The sequence below is a fragment of the Photobacterium toruni genome (genome assembly GCF_024529955.1).
GTDB lineage: Bacteria > Pseudomonadota > Gammaproteobacteria > Enterobacterales > Vibrionaceae > Photobacterium > Photobacterium toruni.
The window spans coordinates 2,155,993-2,179,671 of sequence record NZ_AP024854.1; the positions used below are offsets into that span (position 1 = coordinate 2,155,993).

Annotated in this window: 24 protein-coding genes; all 24 read right to left on the reverse strand. The window is 41.3% G+C overall.

Annotation, left to right across the window (positions count from 1 at the left end; genetic code table 11):
* Positions 1–138 precede the first annotated feature (138 nt).
* The 24 genes from flhB to flgL all read right to left on the reverse strand — a co-directional run bounded on the left by flhB (position 139) and on the right by flgL (position 23,671).
* Complete coding sequence (flhB, locus tag OC457_RS10190) at positions 139–1,269, reverse strand: flagellar biosynthesis protein FlhB (protein ID WP_080172922.1); 1,131 nt, start codon at positions 1,267–1,269, stop codon at positions 139–141.
* An 84-nt stretch (positions 1,270–1,353) separates the two neighbouring features.
* Positions 1,354–2,136, reverse strand: coding sequence for a flagellar biosynthetic protein FliR (fliR, locus tag OC457_RS10195; RefSeq protein ID WP_080172920.1), 783 nt, complete (start codon positions 2,134–2,136; stop codon positions 1,354–1,356).
* A 43-nt stretch (positions 2,137–2,179) separates the two neighbouring features.
* A complete protein-coding gene (gene fliQ / locus OC457_RS10200) occupies positions 2,180–2,449 on the reverse strand; it encodes a flagellar biosynthesis protein FliQ (protein WP_080172918.1) in 270 nt (89 codons plus the stop codon).
* A 32-nt stretch (positions 2,450–2,481) separates the two neighbouring features.
* On the reverse strand, positions 2,482–3,321 hold the full coding sequence (fliP, locus tag OC457_RS10205) for a flagellar type III secretion system pore protein FliP (protein ID WP_080172916.1): 840 nt from the start codon (positions 3,319–3,321) through the stop codon (positions 2,482–2,484).
* Positions 3,308–3,664 carry a flagellar biosynthetic protein FliO gene (fliO, locus tag OC457_RS10210; protein ID WP_045039247.1) on the reverse strand — a complete coding sequence of 119 codons (357 nt, stop codon included), beginning with the start codon at positions 3,662–3,664 and terminating at the stop codon, positions 3,308–3,310. The genes fliP and fliO overlap by 14 nt, the downstream gene beginning before the upstream one ends.
* A gap of 9 nt (positions 3,665–3,673) precedes the next feature.
* Complete coding sequence (gene fliN, locus OC457_RS10215; RefSeq protein ID WP_080172914.1) at positions 3,674–4,060, reverse strand: flagellar motor switch protein FliN; 387 nt, start codon at positions 4,058–4,060, stop codon at positions 3,674–3,676.
* A gap of 15 nt (positions 4,061–4,075) precedes the next feature.
* Positions 4,076–5,131 (reverse strand): flagellar motor switch protein FliM, encoded by a 1,056-nt coding sequence (gene fliM, locus OC457_RS10220; protein WP_080172913.1) that lies wholly within the window; start codon positions 5,129–5,131, stop codon positions 4,076–4,078.
* Positions 5,132–5,138: 7 nt separating this feature from the next.
* Positions 5,139–5,618, reverse strand: coding sequence for a flagellar basal body-associated protein FliL (fliL, locus tag OC457_RS10225; protein ID WP_080172911.1), 480 nt, complete (start codon positions 5,616–5,618; stop codon positions 5,139–5,141).
* 105 nt (positions 5,619–5,723) lie between these two features.
* On the reverse strand, positions 5,724–7,049 hold the full coding sequence (locus OC457_RS10230; protein ID WP_235866886.1) for a flagellar hook-length control protein FliK: 1,326 nt from the start codon (positions 7,047–7,049) through the stop codon (positions 5,724–5,726).
* 125 nt (positions 7,050–7,174) lie between these two features.
* Positions 7,175–7,624, reverse strand: a complete 450-nt coding sequence (gene fliJ, locus OC457_RS10235; protein WP_080172907.1) for a flagellar export protein FliJ — start codon at positions 7,622–7,624, stop codon at positions 7,175–7,177.
* A 43-nt stretch (positions 7,625–7,667) separates the two neighbouring features.
* The gene (fliI, locus tag OC457_RS10240) at positions 7,668–8,984 is read right to left on the reverse strand and encodes a flagellar protein export ATPase FliI (protein ID WP_370737954.1); all 1,317 of its coding nucleotides are present in this window, start codon (positions 8,982–8,984) and stop codon (positions 7,668–7,670) included.
* On the reverse strand, positions 8,981–9,805 hold the full coding sequence (gene fliH, locus OC457_RS10245; protein WP_080172902.1) for a flagellar assembly protein FliH: 825 nt from the start codon (positions 9,803–9,805) through the stop codon (positions 8,981–8,983). Before fliH ends, fliI begins: the two co-directional genes overlap by 4 nt.
* Before the next feature lie 48 nt (positions 9,806–9,853).
* Positions 9,854–10,894 carry a flagellar motor switch protein FliG gene (fliG, locus tag OC457_RS10250; RefSeq protein ID WP_080172900.1) on the reverse strand — a complete coding sequence of 347 codons (1,041 nt, stop codon included), beginning with the start codon at positions 10,892–10,894 and terminating at the stop codon, positions 9,854–9,856.
* Complete coding sequence (gene fliF / locus OC457_RS10255; protein ID WP_080172898.1) at positions 10,887–12,638, reverse strand: flagellar basal-body MS-ring/collar protein FliF; 1,752 nt, start codon at positions 12,636–12,638, stop codon at positions 10,887–10,889. Before fliF ends, fliG begins: the two co-directional genes overlap by 8 nt.
* Positions 12,639–12,699: 61 nt before the next feature.
* On the reverse strand, positions 12,700–13,011 hold the full coding sequence (gene fliE, locus OC457_RS10260) for a flagellar hook-basal body complex protein FliE (RefSeq protein WP_080172896.1): 312 nt from the start codon (positions 13,009–13,011) through the stop codon (positions 12,700–12,702).
* 61 nt (positions 13,012–13,072) lie between these two features.
* A complete protein-coding gene (locus tag OC457_RS10265; RefSeq protein ID WP_080172894.1) occupies positions 13,073–14,455 on the reverse strand; it encodes a sigma-54-dependent transcriptional regulator in 1,383 nt (460 codons plus the stop codon).
* A 29-nt stretch (positions 14,456–14,484) separates the two neighbouring features.
* Positions 14,485–15,507: a sensor histidine kinase gene (locus OC457_RS10270; protein WP_080173317.1), complete on the reverse strand. Its 1,023-nt coding sequence runs from the start codon at positions 15,505–15,507 to the stop codon at positions 14,485–14,487.
* A gap of 312 nt (positions 15,508–15,819) precedes the next feature.
* Positions 15,820–17,265, reverse strand: a complete 1,446-nt coding sequence (locus tag OC457_RS10275) for a sigma-54 dependent transcriptional regulator (protein ID WP_080172893.1) — start codon at positions 17,263–17,265, stop codon at positions 15,820–15,822.
* A gap of 257 nt (positions 17,266–17,522) precedes the next feature.
* Complete coding sequence (fliS, locus tag OC457_RS10280) at positions 17,523–17,924, reverse strand: flagellar export chaperone FliS (RefSeq protein WP_080172891.1); 402 nt, start codon at positions 17,922–17,924, stop codon at positions 17,523–17,525.
* 55 nt (positions 17,925–17,979) lie between these two features.
* The gene (locus OC457_RS10285) at positions 17,980–18,297 is read right to left on the reverse strand and encodes a flagellar biosynthesis protein FliS (RefSeq protein ID WP_080172889.1); all 318 of its coding nucleotides are present in this window, start codon (positions 18,295–18,297) and stop codon (positions 17,980–17,982) included.
* A gap of 9 nt (positions 18,298–18,306) precedes the next feature.
* Positions 18,307–19,749: a flagellar filament capping protein FliD gene (gene fliD, locus OC457_RS10290; RefSeq protein ID WP_080172888.1), complete on the reverse strand. Its 1,443-nt coding sequence runs from the start codon at positions 19,747–19,749 to the stop codon at positions 18,307–18,309.
* Positions 19,750–19,760: 11 nt separating this feature from the next.
* Positions 19,761–20,210, reverse strand: coding sequence for a flagellar protein FlaG (locus tag OC457_RS10295; RefSeq protein WP_080172887.1), 450 nt, complete (start codon positions 20,208–20,210; stop codon positions 19,761–19,763).
* A gap of 87 nt (positions 20,211–20,297) precedes the next feature.
* Positions 20,298–21,935 (reverse strand): flagellin, encoded by a 1,638-nt coding sequence (locus OC457_RS20915; protein WP_080172885.1) that lies wholly within the window; start codon positions 21,933–21,935, stop codon positions 20,298–20,300.
* A gap of 479 nt (positions 21,936–22,414) precedes the next feature.
* Positions 22,415–23,671, reverse strand: coding sequence for a flagellar hook-associated protein FlgL (flgL, locus tag OC457_RS10305; protein ID WP_080172883.1), 1,257 nt, complete (start codon positions 23,669–23,671; stop codon positions 22,415–22,417).
* Between the last annotated feature and the right edge of the window lie 8 nt (positions 23,672–23,679).

Sequence of the window (23,679 nt, forward strand, 5' to 3'; positions counted from 1 at the left end):
TTACAGACTAACGTTAATCCATAACCCATCACGAAGACATTAGCTTAAGCAATTATCATGCCGCATAATAATGCCATTATTTTGACAGTAAAATTATACTGCTAACCTTCTGCTCTACTTTTATTCATCACGTCATTATTAATGTCGCAACTCTTCAGGGATCTCCGTTGCTGCGGCTGATAAGGTCGGTTTTTGACCTTTTCCACGACGATACGCCTTTAATTGAAAAACATAAGCTAACACCTGTGCTACCGCAACAAACAACCCATCAGGCACTTGTTGCTCTAACTCAGTGGTATAATAAATAGCACGGGCTAATGGCGCTGCAGGTACAATATCAATCTTGTGTTTATTGGCGATTTCACGAATTTTTAGCGCAAGATGATCGCCACCTTTGGCTATAACGATAGGTGCGGCATCTAATTTAGGATCGTAACGTAATGCCACTGAAAAGTGTTCGGGGTTAGTGATCACAACATCAGCTTGTGGTACATCGGCCATCATGCGGCGCTGGGCCATTTCACGCTGCAACATACGAATACGCCCTTTTACTTCTGGTTTACCTTCTGAGTCTTTATATTCGTCTTTAATTTCTTGCTTAGTCATTTTTAATTGATCGCTAAAATGCCAAATCTGATAAGGCACATCAATCGCGACCACGATCAACAACGAACAACAGATCAGCAATACAAAATTCAATAGAATATCTAAGGCATGAAAGTAATTGGCTGGAAAAGTTTCAATACTAAGCTGAAAAAAATCATTCAAACTAGAATAAATCAAATATCCGGCTACGCTGGCGACTAACCCAACTTTGAGTATCGATTTAATTAATTCAACCCAACTTTGACTACCAAACATACGTTTAAGGCCACTCATAGGGTTCATTTTTGATAACTTCGGCATCGCCGCTTCAGAAGAAAAACGTACTCCACCTAGCCCCGCGGCTCCAATCAAGGCTGCAGTAAATAAAAATACTAAAATAATAACCAGCGGCAAAAATACCTGCCATATTGCAGTAGCAATCACCGAAAATAATAAGTGAACATCAAATGCTTCCTCACGACTTAATGTAAACATTCGACTCATGACCTTGGCTAATGCAGTTCCTAAACCTTCACCAAACCACATTAAACCCACTGCACCGGAAACCAATACTGCTACGGAGGCTAATTCTCTTGAGCGCGGTACTTGACCTTTTTCTCGCGCCTGCTCGCGTTTTCGCGCGGTGGCGTCTTCGGTACGTTCTTGACCGTCAGCATCCGACATAATGGTTCGTCCATGGTGAATTAAGAAGGTGAATGTAAGAAAAATAAACAGCGACAGAAACCGCTATAAAATGGAAATTTACAGTTAACAATCAAGCCTTGCTAAGCGACACACTTGATCCAAACCTTGCTGCCAAATAGCCTCATATTGCGGCACAATCCCGAGCACAATAAACCAACTAATTGCCAGTCCTAGTAATAACGCAAATGAAAAGCCTAATGAGAAAATATTTAACTGGGGCGCAGCGCGGGTCATCACGCCAAATGAAAGGTTCACGGTTAATAGGGCAATAACACCAGCCAGCGCCATATCAACCCCAGCTTTAAAGATATGTCCAAACCATCCTGCTAATTGGTGATAGTCAGCAGCAACTAACATACTGCTTCCTACAGGTAAGCTAGTAAAGCTCAGGACTACCACATTAAGCATCGTCAAATGACCGTCAGTGGCTAAGAACAATAATATCGCTAGAAACATATAAAATTGTCCCAGCACTGGCGTATTTTGACCATTCGCGGGATCAACCATTGAGGCAAAACCTAAGCTTGATTGCATGCCTAATATTTGTCCTAACAACACAAAAGTCTGCGTAATAAACTGCGTGACCAGCCCCATTGCAACCCCAATAATGACTTGTTGGGTGGTGACAATAAATCCCGCCAGAGAGAGCAACGCAATATCAGTCGGCACTTTAGGTAGCATTGGCATCACCGTAAACGTGATCGCTAATGCAAGGTATAGCCGAATTTTAGGTGACACAAAACGCGCCCCAAAAAAAGTCATTGCCATCATCATTGAAGAGATACGAGTAAATGGCCAAAAATAATTGGCAATCCACTCTAATAACACGCTAGAGGTATAGTGCATAAACGGTGGTTACTCACGAGATAAACACAGCATCGTGCTGCTATCAGTACAGTAGTTGTGGTATCTGATCGATAATACGAAAGAAATAATCCATCAACATACGTGTCATCATATGGCCAAAGAACATCAGCGCTAATAACGTCACCACTAAACGCGGTAGAAAACTCAATGTTTGTTCGTTAATCGAAGTCGCCGCTTGAAATACTGCTACCACCAACCCAATTAATAAGCCCGGAATAACAATCGCGCATACCATAATTAACACCATAAACAACGCTTCTTGAAAAATACCGACAAACGCTTCAGGGGTCATCTTCTGCTTATCCTTTCCATTTGAGCTGTTCTTTATAAAGTGCCAAAACTGGCCGCTAGCGTGGACAGAATTAAATTCCAGCCATCGACTAATACAAACAACATCAATTTAAACGGTAATGACACAATCATCGGTGATAGCATCATCATACCCATCGCCATTAATACTGATGCCACAACGAGATCGATAATTAAGAACGGTAAAAACAACATAAATCCAATCTGAAACGCAGTTTTAAGTTCTGATGTAATAAACGCAGGCACTAATACTGTTAGTGGGACGGTTTGAGGATCGGTGGCGGTTGAGCCTGAAATATTGACAAAGGTTTCCAGATCTTTCACTCGCGTTTGCTTCAACATAAACTGTCGCATTGGCGCTTCAGCGTTAGTTAATGCTTGCTGGGCGCTGATCTGTTCATTGATATAAGGCTGCACTGCATCAGTATTAATTTTATCGATAACAGGTGACATCACAAAGAAAGTCAAAAACATCGCGATGCCTATAATTACCTGATTTGATGGTGTTTGTTGCAATCCCATCGCTTGACGTAAAATCGACATCACCACCACAATACGGGTAAATGATGTCATTAAAATCACCACAGCAGGCAAAAAACCTAACGCCGTCATTAACGCTAATATTTGCAGTGTGATTGAGTAATCTTCACTGCCATCAGGGTTCATGGTGACTGATAATGCAGGAATACCACCATGGCCTGTACCTGCAATCAAATGTGATGCACGACTTTCCGCTGTCATCGCAGCTTGAGTAACGCTTTCGGTTGCCCAAACGGGAGTTGTCATGATCCAACTGCTCGTCAATAACAGTAATAAAGCGATTTTGATGTACATTGCGGGGTTATTTTTTATCATTGGTGGTTATCAATCGGCTCAGCTGAGATGCAAAATCGTTGGCTGGCACATCTTCCATGATTAAAGGTTGTTCAAGCTTACTCAGCAATGAAATATTGTGCTGAGTGATGCCAACTAATAGCTGTTCATCACCCACTTGAATCAACGCAATTCGCTCCCGCTGTCCAAGTGTTAACTGCTTTACAATCGTGAGTCGCTGGTCACTACTGTGCACGCCCACTAAACGCATTTTTTTTAGCACCCATGCCAAAAATAAAATAATAACAATCACCAATACCAATGACGCTAAGGTTGTGGCTAAATTAAGATCGGGCGCTTGCCCTAAGGTCACTGACTGATCCATTGTTAACTCTTAACGTAATTTCTTAATGCGTTCGGTTTGGCTAATCACGTCGGTTAAACGAATCCCAAATTTATCATTGACCACCACCACTTCACCGTGAGCAATCAAAGTGCCATTAACCATCACGTCCAATGATTCCCCTGCAATTCGATCAAGCTCAACCACTGATCCTTGGTTAAGTTGCAATAAGTTACGAATACTGATTTGCGTACGACCAACTTCCATTGAAATCGTCACTGGAATATCCATAATGGTATCCAGTTTACGACGCTCATCATCTGAGATAGGCGCAGTATCATCGGTTAACTCTTCCAATGGCGCGGGGATTACAGTGTCTTGTTGTTCAGCTAAAGCAGCAGCCCAATCATCTGCCATTTGTTGATCATTTTGAGACATTATTATTCCTATTAATTATGAGTGCGTTTCATCGTTACTGTTCATCTCTAATAATGTAGAGCTTAATAGTTCACGATCTAAAAAAGCCAAGTCCGTTTTCACCATGTCTGGGCGTTTTAATTTATCGGTAATTTTAAGCGCGACATTATCGCCACTACGCCCCATTTTGGCGCGATAGGTCGGTAGGTCTTCAACAAAAATAGTGGCTGATTCTGGCATAGTGATAGGAATGACATCACCAGTTTGTAATTCCATTAGATCACGTAATGAGATATCAATATCCAATAGCTTGGCACGTAGATTTACGGGTACATCCATGATTTCATCACGCAATGCATGGCTCCAACGAACGTCGGTATCCATCTTGTCGCTTTGTACTCCGGCATCTAGTAATTCACGAATAGGCTCGACCATTGAATACGGCATCACGACATGAAAATCGCCTCCGCCGCCATCGATCTCAATATGAAATGAACTCACCACTATCACTTCTGTTGGGCTAACAATATTGGCCATGGTTGGGTTCACTTCAGAGTCGATATATTCAAACTCAACGGGCATGACCGGCGACCATGCTTCACGGTAATCTTCAAATACTAATTTCAATAACATCTGAACAATACGTCGTTCTGTTGGTGTAAATTCACGCCCTTCAATTTTGGCGTGAAAACGACCATCACCACCAAAAAAGTTCTCAACCAAGATAAACACTAATCGTGCTTCCATGGTGATCAATGCGGTTCCTTTTAATGGTCTAAAACGCACCATATTTAAACTTGTAGGAACATAAAGTGTATTTTGATACTCACCAAATTTGATCATTTGCACGCCATTGATCGATACTTCGGCGGTTTTACGCAACATATTAAATAAACTGATCCGCATATGACGCGCAAAACGTTCGTTGATCAATTCAAGGGTTGGCATTCGTCCACGAACAATGCGATCTTGCGAAGAAAAATCAAAAGTGGTGATACCTGAACCTTGATCGCCATCATTCACATCATCATCAGGTTCATCAACGCCATGTAATAACGCATCAATTTCATCTTGGGTTAGTAAATCACTCACAGGGCACCTATTGCATCACAAAGCCAGTAAATAACACCCGTTCAACCACAGGCATATTCGTCATCTTATTCATTGTTGCTTGTACTGCCGTCAATGCCAGTTGACGTAACTGTTCACGTCCTTGCGGCTGACGTAATTGTTCAACCGTGGTTGCTGAAAAAGTTTGCAATAAGACACTTTCAACTAATGGCACATGTTTTTTAGCTAATGCTTCATTGTGTTCACCTCGAACCATTAGCTGTACTTTTATTTGCACCACACGATCTCGTTCTTGGCCACTGACATTAAAAATAAAAGGTTCGGGTAATACGATGTAATAAGCTGACATTTTCAATGCCGTTTGAAGGGCTTCTTCTGATGACACATTTGCAGTTTTAGACTCAGCTGATGGCGCAGTAAAAAACCAAATTCCACCACCGATCACCACCATGACCAACAGAATCACCAAGCTCATGATGAGTGTTTTTTTTCTATTTCCACCAAACATTATCAATCCTTGCTCGCTGTTTTATTACTTCATTTCTTGCCACATGACATTGCTGCATGTTTTTCCTTATTGATTAAGCATTCGCTATTAATTTGATTCAAAACACTAAGCGTAATAATCAACTTGATCTTTATTTTCTTTTACGACCACGTTAATAACAGAATCAAGTGGATCATTATCCGCGATAAGATGACTGTCATCTGCAAGCGTGCTTACTGATGATTGTTGACCAGATTGTGACTGCGAGTGTGCTGAATGATGACTTTGATGATCGGCAAATTGCTGATGACTATCTTGCTGTACTGAACTTTGAGCTAGTTGCAATCCTTGCTGGTGCAACATTTCACGTAATCGTGGCATCGCATGTTCAATAATGTCGCGAGCCTGATGATTATTCACTGTAAATTGGACCGAGGCTTGATCTTGGTTAATGGTCAATTTAATCTGAAGTTTGCCAAGTTCTGGCGGATCTAATCGAATATCAACATATTTTAGGTTCTTCGCCATCATCATATTAATGCGCTCATGAACCTCTTCGCCAGCCTGTTCGCGAGTAAGAACTAACGGTGATTGGAGAGAAGGGGCAATAGAAAGTTGCTCAGGTTTTAGCATTAAGGGTGTCGTTGATGTCGTTGCTAATCCCGTCAATTGTTGAGCCAGCACATCCCCCTGTGTATGACTATTAATGCTCTGCTGTGGTCGATTATCATCGGTCAACAAGCAAGCATCATCAAATACCGATGACTTAATTAGCATGTCAGAATGAGATGTTGTCGCTAATGGGGCCGGCGTAGATGTTGATAGTGACGAATTATTGACACCACCATCAATAGTGAGACTTGTATCACTTTCCGCGCCAGATTTTTGTCCATCGATATTATCTGTAACTTTCGTCGCTAATAATGCTGCCGTCGGTGTCACCACAGTTGTCGTTGCAGACATCACAGTCGGCGGCAAGGTCTTGCCGTTCGTATCAAGGCTATTTACTTGTGTTATATTTTTAGAGTTAAGCTGCTGATTAGATTGTGTTAATTGCTGTAAAAATACATTCCCCGCAGCCATTAACTCTACTGCATCATCAATTGCTATCATGTCATTATCAATAACTATTAATGCTTCATCAGTTGCAGCATCAGCCATTATCGAATCGGCGGTTAATGTTACATTGTCTGTATCAATGACATCAGAAGCATCTGTTAGATGCATTTCGCTATCAATATTCATTACTTCAGCACCCATCGTTGCGACATCATGTGCTGATATAGATTCATCATCAATGACCACTGACGGTGGCGCGTTATCAATCGCTTGCTGATATTGTTCTAAAAACTGACTCTCACTAAATAGCGCCATATCAGAGGTGGAACTGGACCCAGAACTGCCCGTATCGAGTTTTGCCGTTTGCGTAGATGACACATTAAATAGATTCATAGTAACTCTTTTAATACGTGTCGTAACAAACGACAAATAAATGAATAACTGTTTGATTAAAACGTCAAAAAAACGCTTCATTCAAAACAAATGTTCTATACTAATGCAAAAAGCAAACCAGTTTTTTAGTTCACGCCTTGTTGACGGCGTGCAAATTGTAACGTCACAAATTCATCCATCATTTTTTGTTCTTGTTTATCCAAAAAAAGCTGGCGTTCACGCTGTTTTTTTTCCAATATCCATTCAATACCGCGCTTTTTTTGCTGCATTGCTTGCCAGTGCTGACGGCATTGCTCAATTTGATTAGCAAAGTAACCCCCCGCCTGTTTTTGTTTCTCTAATGTGGTATCAAGTTGAGTTAAAAATTTTTGTAAATGGCTATATTGACTTGCCGTTAATCCTTGTTGACCACGCTCAGAAAGCTGACGACAGTAATCGAGTCGATACTGTTCAATTTGAGCTAATTGCTGTAAATAATTTTGTTGTTCAAGCTGGGCTTGATTAAGGGCGAGACTGGCTTGATGTTCTTGTTGTTGTGCTTGTTCTATCAGTAATTCAAATGTTCTCAATGGCATATTATAACGACCCTGTGTTTAAATTATCTGGTTGTCGAGTCCATTAGCCGCCTAATGTAGATCGCAACATGTTGACGCACATTTCATACGGTACGGCTTCTTTCATTTCTTGCTGCAAATAACTATCTAATTTGGGTTTAAAATTAAAAGCTTGATCAATAGTGGCGTCCGTTCCTGGTTTATAAGCGCCAATAGCAACTAGATCTTGATTTTTACGACAGATAGATAAAATTTGACGTACAGCTTTAGACATCAACATATGTTCATCACTGACAATGGCTGGCATTACACGACTGACTGAACGTTCAACATCAATAGCGGGATAATGCCCTGCATCTGCCATTTCACGCGATAGCACAATATGACCATCAAGGATCGCCCGTGACGCATCAGCAATCGGGTCTTGCAGATCATCACCTTCACTTAATACGGTGAAAAAAGCCGTGATCGAACCTTGGTTTTCATTACCATTACCGGCACGTTCCACCAGCGCTGGTAACTTAGCAAACACTGACGGCGGATAACCTTTGGTTGCTGGCGGCTCACCAACAGATAACGCAATTTCACGTTGCGCCTGAGCAAAACGGGTTAGTGAATCCATCAGTAGCAATACATCAAAACCTTGATTGCGAAAATACTCCGCAATCGTAAGTGAGGTTTGACAGCCTTTTAAGCGCATTAATGGCGAAGCATCGGCAGGCGCTGCAATCACCACGGCACGCTCTCGCCCCTCTTTTCCTAAAATTTCATCAATAAATTCTTTTACTTCTCGACCACGCTCACCAATTAATCCCACCACCACAATTTGGGCACTGGTACCACGGGTCATCATGCCTAATGTCACTGACTTACCAACACCGGAGCCTGCAAAGAGGCCAATACGTTGCCCTTTCCCCACGGTTAATAAACCATTAATGGCTTTAATGCCGACATCTAATGGCTCTTTAATCGGTTTACGTGATAACGGATTTATCGGTACTGAAGTAAATGCTGCTCGTTGCTCAGTAAAAATAGGACCCAAACCATCTAATGGATTGCCAATACCATCAATCACTCGACCTAATAATTCAGGACCAACGGGAATACCGCTATTGTGTAAAATCGGAGTTACTTTAGCGCCCGGCATTACGCCAGATAACTGCTCGCTCGGCATTAAAAATAATGTTTCACCAGCAAAACCAACCACTTCTGCCTCTAACTCACCGTTAAGGGTTTCCACTTTACAGACACTACCAACAGGGGCGCGGCAGCCAATCGCTTCAAGGGTTAAGCCAACGACACGATCTAATCGTCCAGACGCGACAGGTTTACAAGCAGTATTCGCCGTTTGGTAACGACTTAGGCGCTGTACAAGGGTCATGATGTTGGCTCTTGCAAGTGACTATTGAGTTCATTAAAGGTCGTCAGTGAATGCAAAATCCGATCATCAATTAAATAATCAACGCTTGAACTGCCACATTCCAACTGTAAATCTCCTCGTTGCAAACTCGGCTCAGCAACCAAAGACCATTTACGTTGTTGTAAATCAGCCTCATCAAAACGGCTATAAACCAGCGCAACATCTTCTGGGTGTAGATGCATTTTGATTGATCGATCTGCTATTGGCAGTGTCGCAACGACTTCACGTAATGTATTGAGCAATACTTGTGGATTAGTTTTTACCTCAACGCGAATTAGCGCCTTCGTTAAGCTATTAACCAATAACAATAGCTGTTGCTCAACATCAGTATTTACTTGTGCAATTGGATTTGAAAATTTATCCATCACTGCTGTTAATAATGCCACTTGCTGATCAATTTGTGCTTGTGCTTGTTCCAGCCCTTGCTGCAATCCTTGTGCGAGTCCTTCAGCATGACCAGCCGCGATCCCCTCAGCATGACCTTGACTGAAACCTTCGCTATGCCCTGCTTGGCGACCTTGTTCAACCCCTTCGTCATAAGCAGATTTCTGCATCGCTTCAAGTTCTGCGGCAGTTATGGGTGGCGGTGGTGGTGGCTCAGTTTGTAATTGTTGTAACTGTTGCTGTTGTTCCTGCTCAAGATAATATTGATGATCATAGTTAAATGCATTCTCAAGATCTCGATCACCATCTTTGCTGTAATCTGGATATGCCCAACGTTCAAGTTCTTGTGCTTGATGCTCAGATACGCGCATAAAACCACGACGACGTTCATCACTCATGATAAAACCCTACAGCGATAATGGTGTTGGAAAAATAATGAGGATCGCTTATAAAAATTCATCAGTACCGCCATTACCCGTTAGGACTAATTCACCTAAATCAGATAAACGACGCGCGATAGATAATATTTCTTTCTGGGCAGCTTCTACATCTGCAACACGAATCGGTCCCATCGCTTCTAAATCTTCTTGTAGCATTTCACCTGCACGCTTAGACATATTGCTGTAGAACTTATCTCGCAACATATCATCAGCCCCTTTAAGGGCTTTTTGTAATAGATCTTGAGGTACATCACGTAATAAAATTTGAATACCGCGATCATCAACTTCAATTAAATTATCAAACACAAACATCAGATCTTGAATTTGGGTTGCTGTTTCTTCATCGTTTTCACGAATTTGATCCATCAACAATCCTTCAACATTATTATCGAGATAGTTCATGATTTCTGCCGCCGCTTTTAAGCCACCAATTTTGGCAGCTTGTGCTCCGGCTTGACCTGCAAATTGTTTTTCCATGATATCGTTTAATTCATGTAATGCTGCGGGTTGTACTTCTTCCAAATTAGCGATACGCATCATTAAATCTAATCGCACTCGCTCAGGAAATTGCGATAAAATTTCAGCCGATTGTTCAGGCTCTAAATAAGACAACACAATCGTTTGAATCTGCGGGTGTTCATTAAGAATAATGCTTGCTACTTGACGAGGATCCATCCATTTTAGAGAATCAAGTCCACGTGATCCGCTACCCATTAAAATTTGATCTACCAAGTTATTGGCTTTATCTTCGCCTAATGCTGCGACTAAAGCATTACGGACAAAATCTTCACTGCCCATGCCAATACTGGTGTATTTTTGAATTTCTTCTAAAAATGAACGATGAACACTAGAGACTTTATCTTGATTTAAGTTTTTCATACTAGCCATTGCCCCTCCCACCCGCTGCACTTGCTTTGGGTCAAGGTGACGAATAATACTAGCAGCATCTTGTTCATTGAGACTTAATAATAAAATCGCTGCTTTTTCAGTACCATTAAGGCTTTTTATATCAAATTTATTATCAATTGTTGCTACGTCATTAGCCATCTTCATTCATCCAGCTTTTCACTACTTGTGCCGCAAGATCGGGTTCATTGGCAACCAACGCTCGCACTGCTTTAAGTAAATCTTCATCTTTATGTAAATTAGGTAAGTCTAAGTTACTGCTACTTAATTCAAAACTGTGGTGAGGTTCTAAATCACCACCAATCAAACTAGAACCTTCATTATTACTGTTACTATTGTGCGTTAAAATTGGCACCCCATTTTCATCTAATGGTGTTCCATTCGCCGCTTGATTTGGATATAACAATTTATTCATTGCAGGTCGTACTAATACCACGATCACAACAATAATCACTAAAGCTGCTGCTAACCATCGAATCCAACTGTTAAAATTAGGGTTTTCCCAAATAGGAACATCCGTCAGTGATAACGCTTCAGGTAGAGCAAAAGGTACAGATAATACTTCTAATAAATCCCCGCGAGTTTGTGAGAATCCAATCCCTCCCATAAGTAAACGGCGAATTTTCACAATCTCGGCTTCTGATACTGGCACTCGTGTAATTTCACCTGTTTTAGGATCAATAATCGATTTGTAATCAATCGCAACGGATACAGTTTGACGATCAATAATGCCCGTTTGAGCACGTTTATGGCTTATCGTGGTATCTAATTCATAGTTACGCGTTGATTCTCGATGCATTCGACCACTGCCACCACTTGTGCCAGCTTGCATATCTTTAATATTTTCAGGAATAGAACTACTAATAGGCGGTTGGTTACTTAATGATCCCGGAATACCTGCAACAACTTGACCACCATTGGTATCTTCACGGGTAAACTCACTGCGAGTAGCAGCGGTCGCGGGATCATACCGTTTACGAGTCTCTTCTAGTGCAGAAAAATCCATCGCTATATCAACTTGTGAGGTGTAATTTCCTAACCCCAGAACAGGCATTAGAATTGCGTCGATTTTTTCACGTAATGCTTGTTCTTGTTTACGCTCTAATTCATATTCTTTACGTTTAGCCGTCGAACTTGGATCTTCGGTACCAGAACTTAATAAACGCCCATGTTGATCTGTCACAGTAACGCGAGTTGGTCGTAAACCAGGTACTGCCGTTGCCACCATATCAACAATAGAATCAACTTCTTGCTGACCAAGTGCTGCGCCTGATGCTAAGGTAAGAAAAACGGTTGCAGTGGCATCTTGATTATGACGTACAAACACACTTTGTTTTGGCATTGCCAGCAGGACTTGTGCCTTTCTAACCTGACTAATTTGCTCAATTGCACGGGCTAATTGGCGTTCCCGGCTTAGTTTTAAACGTTCATTTTCTAAACGCTGTGAAACACCAAATCCCATATCTTTCAATAAAATATCATCACCTTCTGCGGTGCGACTATTTAAACCACTACGGGTCAAATCTAATTTTATACTGCTGTATTTATCGGCAGGAACACGAATAGTATTGCCATCAAGTTGATAATCAATTTTCTTTTGATCAAAATGATCCAAAATAGGGATCAATTCTTCGGTTTCATAGCTCCCCAAGGGGCGCATTTCAGGCTCTTTTATCCACACCATCATCATCACGATTAATGCAACACAAATCGCAACTGATAGCACTAAAATAACCTGTCGTAACAGATCAAGATTGCCTAAAATGCTATCAGTGCGCGATGCTTTCTTTTCTGTAAGATCGGGATCTTGATCAGCATCGCGTAATATCGGCGAGGCATTATTATTTGCAACCGTAACTTGTTGATTAACAATTTGATCTGACACTTTTTATTTCTCACACATCTAGCAAATTAGGCGTTATCACACCGACAGATAGCGGCAATACTTATACCGGCATATTCATTAATTCTTTGTAAGCTTGCACCATTTTATTGCGCACTTGTACGGTAGCTTCAAACGCAACGCTGGATTTATTACGTGCGATCATTACATCTGATAACGACACACTACGATCTCCTTGATCAAAACGAGTCGCTAAATCACTTGATTGACCTTGAAGAGTATTTACCGACTTAATGGCATCATTGAGTAAATGACCAAAATCAGCACTAACTTGTTGTCCTGTTGCTGGGCGAATACTATTTTGAGCATCTAAACGCATCGTCTGCATTTCGGCCGCTAATCCATTAACTTTCATACCAGAATCTCACTGTGTGTATTGCAACTAAAAATATATTTATCGTCTCGATCCGATCACGTTATGCCGGCAATTCAATACCAGCATCACGCATTTTGGCTAACTTATAACGTAATGTTCGCGGGCTAATCCCCAACCTCTCAGCCATATCTTTACGGTTTCCCTGACAAACCACTAAGGTATCTAGAATAATGCTAAATTCTTGACCTCGTAATTCATTACCTAAGCTATCGACTGTACTTGATACCTCGGTCATCACCGTGGAGGTATCAGCAACAGTCGTTTTAGACGCTACTGGTATATTGGTCATCTGCAACCAATCAAGGCCTTCTACCAGTATATGTTGCTCATTTATCATAAGGTTATCGTGAATGATTATCGCGCGTTGAATCACGTTATCAAGTTCACGGACATTTCCTGGCCATGAATATTGTAATAATTTGTACTGCGCACAATCAGTAAGAATTGGTACTGCGATACCTTGTTGACACGCATGACGGTGTAAGAAAAACTGCGCAAGTGGCACAATATCCCCCTTGCGATCAGCCAATGCTGGCCATGTAATTGGAAATACATTTAAGCGGTAATATAAATCTTCACGAAAAAGCCCCTCAGCAACATGATTTTTTAAATCACGGTTACTGGTTGCAATAATTCGCACATCCAACTTAATACTTTTACGTCCACCTAAGCGTTCAACCTCACGCTCTTGTAATACTCGTAATAACTTAGCTTGCAAGTTCACATCCATTTCACTGATTTCATCAAGTAAAATAGTGCCTGTTTGAGCTTGTTCAAACTTTCCAGGACATGCTTGTACTGCGCCTGTAAACGCTCCTTTTTCATAACCAAAAAGCATCGCTTCTAACATATTTTCAGGAATTGCTGCGCAGTTAATAGCAACAAAAGGTCCATCACGGCGCAAAGAATGATCATGAACATAACGCGATAATACTTCTTTACCAGCGCCGCTTGGGCCTAAAACCATAACGTTAGCATCGGTTTTAGCGACTTTTTCAGCCATTGATAACAAATGCAGGCTTTTGGGATCAGCAACAATAGTATCAGTCGTGTTACGCCGAATCGGCGCATAACGACCCACCATATTAAGCAATACTTGGGGAGCAAACGGTTTTGCCATGTAATCAATAGCGCCGTCTTTCATCGCAGCAACAGCGTCTTCAATATTGGCGTATGCCGTCATTAATAACACCGGCATTTTCGGCCACTGTAATTTAATACTGCGCAGTAAGGCTAATCCGTCCATACCCGTCATTTGTACATCCGAAACAACAATATCAACAGATTCTGATTTCAGCAGCACTAATGCCTGTTCTGCACTTTCCGCTTCGATCCATTGATAACCTGCTAATGCTAACGTATCGACTAATGCTTCACGCAAACCTTCGTCATCCTCTACGACTAATACGCGCGTTTGACTCATGCTTTACTCTCCATAGTTAAATCGATTCATTATGCGGTTTGAGCGGATAAGGCTAATGGTAACTGCAAGGTAAAAGTTGCCCCAGCGCCAAGTTGTGATCTTAGTTTCAAGCTACCGCTATGAGCAGATACCACCATCTGCACAACGGCTAACCCTAATCCCGTTCCTTGTTGGCGAGTGGTATAAAATGGCTCTAATACTTTTTGGTGATCTTCTGCCGCAATTCCCGGGCCGTTATCAGTCACGCTCAGGAGTAATATTTGATCTTGTTGTTGGCAACGCACTGCGACTCGACAACCTTTACCTGCCATTTGAATGGCATTGGTGATTAAATTACCCACCGCATTCGCAAGTGCATTTTCATTGCCCATTAAACGTAATTTTTCATCATCACAGTCAATACTAAAATCAACGTCATTGCTTAAAACTTGTGCTTCTATCATTGCTTCTAAACTGTTGAGTAAACTTTCAATCGTAAATTCACTCACCACTTTATTGTCCCCACCTTTAGCAAATAACAGCATATCGTTAACTTGTTTTTCCAGATCGTATAATCGATCTACCAGCTTGGTTTGAAACCGAGCCCGTGTGGTTGGAGTTAACCCTGATGATGCTAAATTAGCCGCATACAACAACGCACTTGCTAGTGGAGTACGCACTTGATGAGCCAATGATGCCACCATTCGTCCTAACGATGATAAACGTTGCATTTCACTTAACCGTGCTTGTAATTGCCGCGTTTCGGTTAAATCAGTGATCACGATTAACTGTCCTGCTGCCGACGCTGAAATGGCTAATTTCACTTTACGACCACTACGCAGTGATACTTCATGTCCATCGTCATCTTGTGGTGCAAAACTACGTTGAATAATATCTCCCCATCGTTGACCCGTTAGCGGCTCACCCAACAACCGCAATGCTTCTTGATTAGCGTCACTAATCACTCCCTTTTCATCCAATAAAATTACTGCAACAGGCATCACTTGTAATACCTGTTGATAACGTTCAACTTGTTGGTTTAACGCTAATAATGCTATGGATGAGTCATTCATGATTAACCTACGACGGACAGCAAGGATAGAGTTTAAAGCAATTTTCATGCCACCAATAATCAATATTTATCAATCACTTATATAAAAAAATAATATTAACCAGTGTCATTTTTATGACGTTAGTAATATTTTTATGCTTATAAGCCGCCCTTTTTACTCATTCGTATCAATTTACTATCGCGTTAACCCATAAAACATGGTTACTAGCAATATTTCGTTATCACCTATATAGCTATCGAGCTTTTAAATGGCATAAAAAAACCGCCGTCAAATTAATGACGACGGTTTTTTTATCAATATACAGGCTCTAAATTAGCTGTCTTTTGACAATCCATATTTGCGCATTTTTTCAACAAGTGTTGTTCGACGCATACCTAACATATCAGCAGCACGAGCAACAACACCAGATTGTGCATCTAATGCTTGACGAATCATCTCAACTTCCAGCTCAGCAAGCATCTCTTTAAGATTCATCCCTTCTGGTGGTAAATCATTACCAAATACAGTGGCATCGGTATCAACAGCAGCAAACAGATCCGCTAATGCTTGTTGCTCTTGTTCCTCAATAGATACCATATTACTTTCGGGAATAAAATCAGGTAGCTGGCTATAGCGATATTTCACTGGAAGGTGGTTAACATCCACCATTTCACCAGGATACAGAATCGTTAATCGCTCAATTAAATTGGCTAATTCACGAATATTACCCGGCCAATCATGCAACATTAATGATGCAATCGCACGCGGAGTAAAATGGATCCGTTTTGCGCCTTCAGCTTCCATTCGAGTTAGCAATTCTTGCAATAATAATGGAATATCTTCAATGCGATCACGCAATGCTGGCATATCAATAGGAAATACATTTAAGCGGTAATATAAATCTTCACGAAATAATCTATCGGCGATCATTTTATCAAGATCACGGTGCGTTGCTGCCACAATACGTACATTAGCTTTTATGGTTTGACTACCGCCAACGCGTTCAAAACTACGTTCTTGCAATACACGTAATAATTTAACTTGCATCGACATTGGCATATCACCAATCTCGTCTAAAAATAAGGTCCCCCCCTCTGCCAATTCAAATCGACCTTTTCGAGTTGAAATAGCACCTGTAAACGCCCCCTTTTCATGACCAAATAATTCACTTTCAAGTAAATCGGCAGGAATAGCGCCACAATTCACTGGCACAAAAGGTCCTTTGCCACGCCCTGAATGATAATGCACATTACGCGCAACCACTTCTTTACCTGTACCTGATTCACCCAAGATCAATACACTTGCATCACAAGCAGCGACTTGTTCTACTAACCGACGAATATTACTAATATCTTCACTTCGCCCTACCATGCTTCTAAACAGCATGTTTTTACGCCCTAACGACGGAACCTGATGAGTAAGCTTACCTAAATATTCTTGGCAATGACGAAAGGCATCTGCTAATTGATTATAATGTAGAGGGAATTTAAGGTTGCCAATATAATTAGGTAATTCAACCAATAACTCATGGTGATTAGTTAATGCAACCACAGGGATCTGCGGATACATTTTAAACTTATCTATAATACTATTGAGTCTTTTGGGATTGGTAATGGTTCCTAGCAGGCAGACGCCCCATGGCTGCTCCCATAATGACATAGACAAATCTTGCGATGACAGTGCACTATGATGTTCACCCATAAAATTAAGGATGACACCTAAATCATGACATTGTTGTGGGTCGTCATCAATAACGAGCGTATTTACTAAACCGTCCATAGAAGGATACTGCCTTTATACTTTATAAGAATACACCCTGATGGTATATTCAATGTAGCAAACAGAACAACAATCAAGAAGAGAGTGATTACATTGTAATTAATGCATATTATAAGGCAAGATTTGACATGTAAAAGCTGTGACACCAATACAAATAACAATGTATTTGATCAGGTTTTATGTAAATTTTAAGCTAAAAACACTTTAAAAAAATATTATCGGCAACACTAATTACCATTACCGATAATAAAAATCACTTAGTTTGTTTCAGTAAGGTAGTGATATTCCGTTGGAATTTGATCCCACGCTGACTTTATTTCACGTAGCATACCAATAACATCATCTAATGGCTGAGTCACATTTTCTGCATTAGCACGTGAAATCTCACTGCCCATAAAATCATACAATGCATCAAGGTTTTTAGCGATATCACCACCATCTTCCATTGATAAGCAATCACGCAAACTTAATACAATATCTAATGCTTTGGTTAAACGCTCACACTTAACAGCGATATTCCCCTGTTCCATCGCAGCCTTGCCCTGAATGAGACGTTCTATCGCCCCAGCGTATAACATTTGAATGATACGGTGTGGTGATGCGCTAGCGAGTTGTGCATTCACTGAAACTTGCTTATATGCCTGAAGAGAACCACGCATGTTATTATCCTTTGTTTAGTAGCGAGACATTATCAATAAACATCAGGTTTAGAGGTTATTGTCCGTGTTGTTGAATATTGCTGTAGAGCGATAATGATTTTTGACTTTTTTTCGAACGTACCAATTGCATACCAATACGATCTTTATGCTGTTGTAATAACCCTTTCATCGCCTGCGTACGTGTCACAACATCATCAAATACCGCCCGTGATAAATCCGTTTGTTTAAGCACAACTTCCACTTGCTGATGACGTAAAGTGACTAAGTTTTCTAATTGTTGTGGAAAATCATCAGAGTACTCTTCCGCTAGTAATAATTGTTCTATTTGACGTTCAAGCTGAGTAAGTGGATCTAGTGTGATTACTTGTTGCATGGGTTATCCTTAATCAAATGACATCATCAAGCTCATCATGCTACTAAGTTGATTATTCATTTGGCCGATGGCTTCATCCATCGCTAAAAACTGTTTATAAGTACGATCTTCATAAGCGACCATCCGTTTATTAAGCTCTGTCATGTCATTGTCTAATGATTTTTGGCGCTCTTTTAACGTGTCTTCTTTAACAGACAATGAGCCATCAGTTTTATCGGTAAAACTGTCTAACAACTTATCGGCTTTAGCCAGAAACCCAGTGTCTTCTTTTGCAAAAAATTGGCCGATAACTGCAAAATTTTCGCTGATAATATCGTCCAGTTTATCGCTGTCTTCTTCAAGCTCTAGGGTGCCGTCTCGCTGAATCGAAATCCCGAAATCAGACATTTGATACAGCTTACCGTTAATATCAATCGGCTCATTGAGTAAATTACGCATTTGGGTGGTCACTGAGCGGGTTAAGCTATCACCGTTCAATGCGCCGGCACGATTAGGATCATCTGGCTCTTTATCAGCATCAAAACCAGTTAACTTATCAATGGTGCCCATTAAGCTGTTATAACTATCAACAAACGATTTCAGTGAATCTTTAGTGCTTTTCTCATCACTTTCAATGGTGATTTTTACTGATTTAACATCGATATCATCGGTTTCAGGGTTCTCGGAACCCGATGTACCGGTGAGCTTTTTAAGATCTAACGTTACCCCTTCGATGACATCTTCAAAGGTGTTATTACTGCTGGTCACGGTGGTAAAGTTATCGATCATGATTTTGGCATCTTGAGCAGCTTGCATTTGCTCAACTTTACTATCCGTCATGCCTTCTTTATAAGCTAATGACGCTAATTGCCCTGTCATCGCTGAAGTATCAATCTCAATAGTATTTTCCTCACCCGTTTCTTTGGTTGAAAATACAATTTTTGAACCGCCTTCTTCACCGGTATTGATTAAGGTTGCAGTGACGCCGGGGTTATCATCAGCATTATTAATTGCATCGACTACTGACGATAAATCATCATTATCTTCACCGATATTTAAGGTCATTGATTTATCACCAACCTTAATCACCATTTCACCACTACCTAAAGAGGCTTCAGGATCGGCACTGAATAGTTCTTTACCCATCAATTTATGTGATTGCGCCATTTGCTGAATGTTAATGTTATACACCCCGCTTTTGGCTTTAGCAGTAGCTTTTATCGATAAATAATCACTGTTATCAGATGTGGCTTTTTGACCATTAAAGGCTTCATCTTTACCAAATTTTTCAAGCATTGACTGCATGCTACTGATCGATGATTTAACCTGACCATAAGCACTAAGAGAGACATTAACCTGTTTCTGCTGAGTGGTGATTCGATCTGCTTTTGGTTTACGTTCAGCGGCAACTAATTGTTGCGTCATGCCTGCAATATCTAGCCCTGATGCCATTCCGGCAGCACTTAACCCCATAGTTATGTCCTCTACACTGTTTTACTGATAGAGCCCAGAGCATGCTTGGCTAAATTTTTGTTTAACTCTAGCAATTCTTGTGCCGGAACTTGGCGAATCACATCACCGGTTTTATTATCAACAATGGTGGCAATCTGCTTGCCTGTTTCCTCATCTTGGTGGAAACGTAAACTGCGATTACATTGTTGTAATGCTTGTTCAATCTGCTTAATGCGTTCTTGCTCTGCAATAGGATCAGGCGTAAATGAATTAAGCGGATTGTCATCAAGAGGGTGATTAACATCATCAACATCCGTTAACGCTGTTATCAGTGGCAATGGCTTGCCGCTTGGTGGTAACTCACTATAAGTTGGATCAGATTTAGACTGATTAGCAGTATTGACCGTCGCAGAAGTCGTACTATTTAATGATGTTGGTAGCGCGGTATATTGTCCTGTTGCAGCAGTAGAAGTGATCGCCATAGCCAGTTCCTTGAGCATATTTGTTAGCGATTAAAATACAATAATGCCCTGCTGATAATATCAACAGGGCACGATATTTAGAGCGGATTAACCTAATAGGCTAAGTGCTGCTTGTGGAATTTGTTTTGCTTGCGCAAGGATAGAAGTACCCGCTTGTTGCAGGATCTGACCTTTAGTCATGTTGATAGTTTCAGAGGCGAAATCAACATCTTTGATACGGCTATTTGACGCATTAACGTTTTCGTTGATGTTAGCCAAGTTGCTCATGGTGTGCGTCATGCGGTTTTGGAAGGCACCGATTTCCGCACGTTTTGAGTCGACTTGCTCCATTGCAGCATCAAGTACGTCAATCGCGTTTTGTGCGCCAGCCTGAGTTGATAGATCTAAGCTTGCTACAGATTCGGTTGTTGTACCTTCTTTTTGAGTAAGTACTGTATCGCCGACTTTCACATCACCTTCAACAGATGCATCCAGTTTTGCTGAAGCAAAATTAATTGAGAAATCACCTTTAACCGCAGGAACACCATCAACCACTTCATTACCATTAGCACTACGACCAGCAGTAGGATCAGCTGAATCTGTGGCTGCATCTCCCCCAGCACCAGTAATAAGTGCAGCATCACCTAGTTTTATTGTTGCATCGGTACCAGCAGCACCACTAGCAGCATCAGTACCTGTACCTACACTACCGGTTACTGTTGCTGATGCTGCTATATTCTTTCCATCAGCAGCTTCTAGTACAATCTTACCGGCAACCGTACCGTCTGAAGCACCACCTGCATAATCAACTGTAGCTGTTACACCTGTTTTTTCTGACATTTCATTAATTTTTTCGACAGCTGCTTTATTTAAAGCATCTAGTTTACCAGCACTAACATCTGTTGCAGCTATATCATCTAGTGATATATCAATACCATTAATATTTAAACTACCTGTCGTTCCTGCTCCCATCGATAGTGAAGTAATATCCATTGTTGCATTTACCGCTGCAGATTTATCACTCCCCTGAGAGACAGAAACACCACTTAATCCATCAATATTATTGATTTTTTCTTGTAACTCTTCAGCATTCATATCATGACCTAATGAAATTGACTGAGATTTACCACCAACATCAATAGTTACAGATCCATTAGCACCTTGAGTTCCGGCAACTGCTGTTGCACTTAACTCCATATCACCAGCAGCATCCGTACCAAAACTTTTATAAGTTTGACCCAAAGCGTGTGAAGATACATCCATCAATCCTAAGCTTTGCGTTTCATTTGAATTAGCACCAATTTGAAAATCTCTTGAACCAAATGAACCATCAAGCAGGCTCTGACCACCAAAACTAGTAGTATCAGCAATACGGTTCATTTCGCTTTGTAGTTCACCCATTTCTTTCTGCATGGCGTCACGGTCTTTATCTGAGTTTGAACCGTTAGCCGATTGTAGTGCTAACTCACGCATACGCTCCATGATGGTGGTTGATTCTGACATCGCACCTTCAGCAGTCTGTGCCATTGACACGCCATCGTTAGCGTTACGCATTGCAACGTTTAGACCATTGGTTTGGTTAGTCAAACGGTTTGAGATTTGCAGACCGGCTGCATCGTCTTTGGCAGAGTTAATACGCAGACCAGATGATAATTTTTGCATGCTGTCGGCAACACTGCTGCTTGCACTGTTAAGGTTACGCTGGGCAGTCATTGCTGTTACGTTAGTATTAATTGTAATAGCCATAAAGGTGACACTCCTTGGTATGATCTTTCCCAGACGTGGTGCCGGGTTAAAAAGAGATTTAATTAACTTAGTGCTAAAGTTAACGGCACCTTTTGGCGAAGCTTGAGGATTATTTTTAGGATTTTGTATATGAATTTAACAATTGATAAATAGGGAGAATATTTGGCGAGTGGCTTATTGGGGTTGTCATGATTGAATTAACTAGCGTCTTTTAGGCTCAAGCACGCGTTGAGTAGATCACGGATAGCCTCGTCCCTCGACTTCCGAGATGACGCATAATGAGCTACGTGAGTGCCAACCCCGTTATTGCCGACCGTGAGTGCCAAACCCCACCCCGTCATTTCCTACAGTGAGGTTACGAACGAGATAGGGAATCTACTCCCCACGCGTTGTAGAGTCATTAGGGTTGTCATGATTAAATTCACTGCCATCTGTTAGGCTCAAGCACGCATTGAGTAGATCACGGATAGCCTCGTCCCTTAAATATAATTAAACAATGACAATTGCTTAGTTTGCCCAAACGCTTGCTGCGAGGCTTGCAGCGCCATCATTTGTTGATTCATATCCATGATAGCTTTGCTGTAATCGAGATCTTCTAAGCCACTTTGCGCCTGATTGAGGGTTAACTCAAAATCCAGATGTTGTTCTAATTGGCGATCGACCCGCTGCATAATAATGCCGACTTCTGAACGTTGCTGGTTCATGTGCACAAAGCCACTGTCGAGATCATCAATCACTCGCTGTAAGTTTGCTTCTGCTGCTGGCGATGAGGTTGAACGCTCTGCGTTATCAATTGCACTCTGAATTGAATCAAATATATTGATGGTTTGGGCAGGCTTTAGCGCAATGCTATCGCCACTGCTGATACCATCAAATTTTAAATTAAGGGTGGCGCTATCGGCAACTGCAGGATCTTTATAAACGATGCCTTGTTCTGAATCATAAGCTTGATTTGCAGCGACGACTTTGCCCCCAACGGTTAAATTATATTGCATCTCTTTGGTTGTTGTACCATCCGCCGCTGCGACATCAACTTCATTGAAACTCACTTCAATAGCTTCAGCTGAACTAAAATCACTGGTAGTGGCAGAAAGTAGGTGCAGTTTAGATCCATCAGTTAAGCCACCAGCACCATCGCTAAAGACAGGTCGAAAATCACCGTAGCTATTAGGGACATCAGTAAATAATTGATCCCCAGGCAGACTGGTTTTTACGTTAACCGATTTATCAATTTGCGCATAACGCGACTGGTTATCACCGTGATAGTTCATGCTGCCATCAGAGGCTTCCATAAACGGCTTAGTGTCAGATTGATTACCCGCAAACACATAATTACCCGCTTCATCACGGCTATTGGCTAATTCCAGTAAACCATCACGCAGGCTGATTAATTCATCTTTAAATGCGGTGCGGTCGTTACTTGCCATCGCGCCATTGATCATACCGAGCACTTTTTGCTTAGTTGCGCCAAGGTTATCTTCAACTCCTGCAATCGCGGTTTCCATGGTTTGCAGACGATTATTTGCAAGGGTGATGGCACTATTATATTGATCGATTTGAGTCAGTTGTTGGCGATAGTTTTGAATTGTCACTGAGGACACTGGATCATCGCCTGCGGTTTCGACCCGTTTGCCGCTAGAAAGTTGACCGTTAGTTTGATTAAGCTCGCCTTGCTTACGCATTAAGTTGGAGGTCAGGTTTTGGTATTGGCTGGCGGTTGAGACGCGATTGATCATAACAACTC

Bases quoted from the DNA above. Each gene is read 5' to 3' on its own strand.
- flhB (WP_080172922.1), bottom strand. From the start codon at position 1,269: ATGTCGGATGCTGACGGTCAAGAACGTACCGAAGACGCCACCGCGCGA.
- fliR (WP_080172920.1), bottom strand. From the start codon at position 2,136: ATGCACTATACCTCTAGCGTGTTATTAGAGTGGATTGCCAATTATTTT.
- fliQ (WP_080172918.1), bottom strand. From the start codon at position 2,449: ATGACCCCTGAAGCGTTTGTCGGTATTTTTCAAGAAGCGTTGTTTATG.
- fliP (WP_080172916.1), bottom strand. From the start codon at position 3,321: ATGATAAAAAATAACCCCGCAATGTACATCAAAATCGCTTTATTACTG.
- fliO (WP_045039247.1), bottom strand. From the start codon at position 3,664: ATGGATCAGTCAGTGACCTTAGGGCAAGCGCCCGATCTTAATTTAGCC.
- fliN (WP_080172914.1), bottom strand. From the start codon at position 4,060: ATGTCTCAAAATGATCAACAAATGGCAGATGATTGGGCTGCTGCTTTA.
- fliL (WP_080172911.1), bottom strand. From the start codon at position 5,618: ATGTTTGGTGGAAATAGAAAAAAAACACTCATCATGAGCTTGGTGATT.
- OC457_RS10230 (WP_235866886.1), bottom strand. From the start codon at position 7,049: ATGAATCTATTTAATGTGTCATCTACGCAAACGGCAAAACTCGATACG.
- fliJ (WP_080172907.1), bottom strand. From the start codon at position 7,624: ATGCCATTGAGAACATTTGAATTACTGATAGAACAAGCACAACAACAA.
- fliI (WP_370737954.1), bottom strand. From the start codon at position 8,984: ATGACCCTTGTACAGCGCCTAAGTCGTTACCAAACGGCGAATACTGCT.
- fliH (WP_080172902.1), bottom strand. From the start codon at position 9,805: ATGAGTGATGAACGTCGTCGTGGTTTTATGCGCGTATCTGAGCATCAA.
- fliG (WP_080172900.1), bottom strand. From the start codon at position 10,894: ATGGCTAATGACGTAGCAACAATTGATAATAAATTTGATATAAAAAGC.
- fliE (WP_080172896.1), bottom strand. From the start codon at position 13,011: ATGAAAGTTAATGGATTAGCGGCCGAAATGCAGACGATGCGTTTAGAT.
- OC457_RS10265 (WP_080172894.1), bottom strand. From the start codon at position 14,455: ATGAGTCAAACGCGCGTATTAGTCGTAGAGGATGACGAAGGTTTGCGT.
- OC457_RS10270 (WP_080173317.1), bottom strand. From the start codon at position 15,507: ATGAATGACTCATCCATAGCATTATTAGCGTTAAACCAACAAGTTGAA.
- OC457_RS10275 (WP_080172893.1), bottom strand. From the start codon at position 17,265: ATGGACGGTTTAGTAAATACGCTCGTTATTGATGACGACCCACAACAA.
- fliS (WP_080172891.1), bottom strand. From the start codon at position 17,924: ATGCGTGGTTCTCTTCAGGCATATAAGCAAGTTTCAGTGAATGCACAA.
- OC457_RS10285 (WP_080172889.1), bottom strand. From the start codon at position 18,297: ATGCAACAAGTAATCACACTAGATCCACTTACTCAGCTTGAACGTCAA.
- fliD (WP_080172888.1), bottom strand. From the start codon at position 19,749: ATGGGGTTAAGTGCTGCCGGAATGGCATCAGGGCTAGATATTGCAGGC.
- OC457_RS10295 (WP_080172887.1), bottom strand. From the start codon at position 20,210: ATGGCGATCACTTCTACTGCTGCAACAGGACAATATACCGCGCTACCA.
- OC457_RS20915 (WP_080172885.1), bottom strand. From the start codon at position 21,935: ATGGCTATTACAATTAATACTAACGTAACAGCAATGACTGCCCAGCGT.
- flgL (WP_080172883.1), bottom strand. From the start codon at position 23,671: ATGATCAATCGCGTCTCAACCGCCAGCCAATACCAAAACCTGACCTCC.